3 protein-coding genes and 1 pseudogene are annotated in these 2,982 nt (G+C 54.7%); 1 reads left to right on the top strand and 3 read right to left on the bottom strand.

The genetic code is table 11. From position 1 onward, the window contains the following. Positions 1–140: 140 nt before the first annotated feature. The 3 genes and pseudogenes from BBW68_RS15335 to cpxR form a co-directional block, all read right to left on the bottom strand. Positions 141–287: pseudogene (locus BBW68_RS15335) on the bottom strand (tRNA (cytidine(34)-2'-O)-methyltransferase); the annotation flags it as partial. A 39-nt stretch (positions 288–326) separates the two neighbouring features. Further along, positions 327–1,706 (bottom strand): envelope stress sensor histidine kinase CpxA, encoded by a 1,380-nt coding sequence (gene cpxA, locus BBW68_RS01035; protein ID WP_070133638.1) that lies wholly within the window; start codon positions 1,704–1,706, stop codon positions 327–329. After that, positions 1,703–2,401 carry an envelope stress response regulator transcription factor CpxR gene (gene cpxR, locus BBW68_RS01030; protein WP_070133637.1) on the bottom strand — a complete coding sequence of 233 codons (699 nt, stop codon included), beginning with the start codon at positions 2,399–2,401 and terminating at the stop codon, positions 1,703–1,705. The genes cpxA and cpxR overlap by 4 nt, the downstream gene beginning before the upstream one ends. Before the next feature lie 298 nt (positions 2,402–2,699). Between cpxR and BBW68_RS01025 the strand changes: the two genes are divergently transcribed. Next, entirely contained in the window at positions 2,700–2,972 is a 273-nt protein-coding gene (locus BBW68_RS01025) for a hypothetical protein (RefSeq protein ID WP_148127488.1), read from the top strand. Positions 2,973–2,982 lie beyond the last annotated feature (10 nt).

Raw genomic sequence — 2,982 nt, 5'->3', positions numbered from 1 at the left:
TAGAACCGCTCTTTCTGAGTCAGATGTTTTCCCTGCATGCAACAGGCTCTCCAGTAGGACCAGAACGGAGATTTTATCCGGGTCTGGCCAGTGGGTCACTTTGTTGCGTTTCGAGTGGGAATGGGGCGGTGAACTCGTGGTAGTGCAGCGCGGCGCAGCCGTTTATCATCCAACGCGAAACCGAGCGGTTTGATTAAGTGCAGCTAAAAGCCGGTATTGGCGCACAGACGAATGATATTGCCGGTGTTCGGCGGGATTTCGGGTTCAAACAGGACGATATTAAGCATGAAAGCGGCCCTAAGGAACTAGGGCCGAAGGATAGCAAATTATTCGCTGTGAGTGGTATACAGCGGCAGCCATATCGTCAGGCGTAGGCCGCCGAGCGGGCTGTCATCAGCTTTTACCCAGCCGCGGTGCTGCTGGATGGCGCTATCGACGATCGCCAACCCCAGCCCGGTGCCGCCGGACTCCCTGTCGCGCGCCTCATCAGTTCGGTAGAACGGGCGGAAAATCTGCTCGCGATTCTCCACGCTGACACCCGGGCCATCGTCATCAACGTGGATAGTGATGCCTTTTTTATCAACCGAGAAGCTGACGGCAATCTTACTGTGGGAGTAGCGCAGGGCGTTACGTACGACGTTCTCGAAGGCACTTTCCAGCGCGTTCGGGTTGCCGTAAAGCGGCCACGGTCCCGGTGGGTAAGGCACCTCCAGCATTTTGCCCATCTGCTCGGCTTCAAAACGTGCATCTTCCAGTACGTCGGACCACAGATAATTGGCTTTGATCGCCTCGCTTACCAGCGCGTTCTTATGCTGAGTGCGCGACAGCACCAGCAGGTCGTTGATCATGCCGTCCAGCCGCTGTGCTTCCATCTCAATACGCCCCAGCTCTTTACCTTCACCGTGACGGCGGCGCATCAGCGCGGTCGCCAGCTGCAGGCGCGTCAGCGGTGTACGCAACTCGTGGGAGATATCCGACAGCAGTCGTTGCTGACCGGTCATCATTCGCTCCAGCGCGCTGACCATCTGGTTAAAGCTGGCCCCGGCGGCAAGAAACTCCTGCGGCCCCGATTCCAGCTCTGGCCGCTGGCGCAGGTTACCGACCGCCACGTCATCCGCCGCGTGTTTCAGCTTGCGCGCCGGTTTTGCTAGGCTCCACGCCAGCCACAGCAGCAGCGGTGAACTGATCAACATGGTAACAATCAGCAACAGCAGCGGGCGGTCAAACAGCAAGTTGATAAAATCGAGCTGGGAACTGCCCGCAGAACGGATAAGATACAGCTGATAGTTATCTTCGCCATCGCGCACCGAAAATGGGCCGACCATCTCCAGCCGACCATACTTTTTCTTTTGCGGGTGATCAGAGTTATCGGACTGGCCGATAAAGTTACGGATTACCTGCATTTCGTTATGCTGCGCGCCAATAACGCGCCCTTCTCTGGTCACCAGCAGCAGGCGTTGACCGGGCGGTGCCCATTTATCGATGGCGCGGAACAGCCTGCGCCACCACATTAAATCATTGGGCGGGTCCTGACTCAGCTCCGCCTCAACGTGCTGCTCAATCATCGTTCCCTGCCGCTGCTCGTTATCCAGCAGCGGCGTCATCTGACGGGAATCAAGTTTGGGCAGCATTAATACCAGCATCAGTACCAGTGCCAAGGTCAGCCAGAAAATGGCAAAGATGCGGGTGGTCAGGCTGGATATCATGTAGCGGACACCATCAGATAGCCGCGCCCACGCAGGGTTTTAAACCACGGATGACCGTCCTTGCGTTCCGGCAGCTTGTGCCGCAGGTTGGAGATATGCATATCAATCGCCCGGTCAAACGGCGTCAGACGTTTGCCAAGTACTTCTTGGCTCAGGTGCTCGCGCGATACCACCTGGCCGAGATGCTGGGCCAGCAGATACAGCAGCGTGAACTCCGTACCGGTCAGATCAAGCGTGATATCTTCAAAGCTGGCCTCTTGGCGGCCTGGATTCAGGCGCAGCATATCTACTTCCAGTGTCGGTGAGCTATTGTCGTGTTGTTGCTGCTGTTCGCTCCAGTTGGAACGACGCAGGATGGCGCGAATACGTGCCACCAGTTCGCGGTCATTAAAGGGTTTCGGCAGGTAATCATCAGCACCCAGTTCGAGGCCCAGAACACGGTCCAGCTCGCTACCGCGTGCGGTTAACATGATTACCGGCGTCTGATGTTGTTGACGCAGCTCCTTTAGAGTATCGATACCGTTTTTCTTCGGCATCATCACATCGAGTAATAACAAATCTACAGAGCTGTCCAGTAGCGCCAGTGCCTGCTCGCCGTCACCGGCAACCAGCACGTTGAATCCTTCCATTTCAAGCAAATCTTTCAGCAGCGAGGTCAATTCGCGGTCATCGTCAACCAACAGGATTTTATTCATTTTTACTGCCCTCCGCAGGAAAAATACCGTGAACTTATGCGCTCATTCCATGACTTTACGTAGTTTTACACCCACTGACGCATGCTTGCATCTGTCCCCGTAAACTCAATCTCGTTGAAGCGGAATGCGGAAACCAGCACGGGGCTAACCGATGCGCAAAGTTACCGCCGCCGTTGTCGTTCCGGCTCTGATGTTCTGTCAATGCCACGACGACTAACGAGATGTATCAGGATAACTAACTAGGTTAACCACCCAGCGAGGCGGGTTCCGCAAAGTTACATGTTTGATAGCATCCAACTTGACGGATGCAGCAGCGCCAGCAACTGCGCGATCTGATGCAGCACGTCACGATCATTCTCCCATGAGTATTAACGATTTAGAGCAACTGCACGAACTGATTATTGCAGAAAAATTTAACGAAGCGGCCTACCAGATTCAGGTAGGTAGTGGCGCGCTAGGTCAAGATGGCCCGGACACGCAATCAAATGTGCCACCTATTAACGCCATAGCAGCAGGCCGTTTTACAACAGTGGATTGGCCCCTGTATTTTTATACACTTTTTATCACTTAACCTATTACTG

It is taken from the genome of Candidatus Erwinia dacicola, assembly GCF_001756855.1.
Classification (GTDB): Bacteria; Pseudomonadota; Gammaproteobacteria; order Enterobacterales; family Enterobacteriaceae; genus Erwinia; species Erwinia dacicola.
Note: the sequence above shows the minus strand (reverse complement) of the source record. Positions and strands in the feature narration are given on the sequence as shown.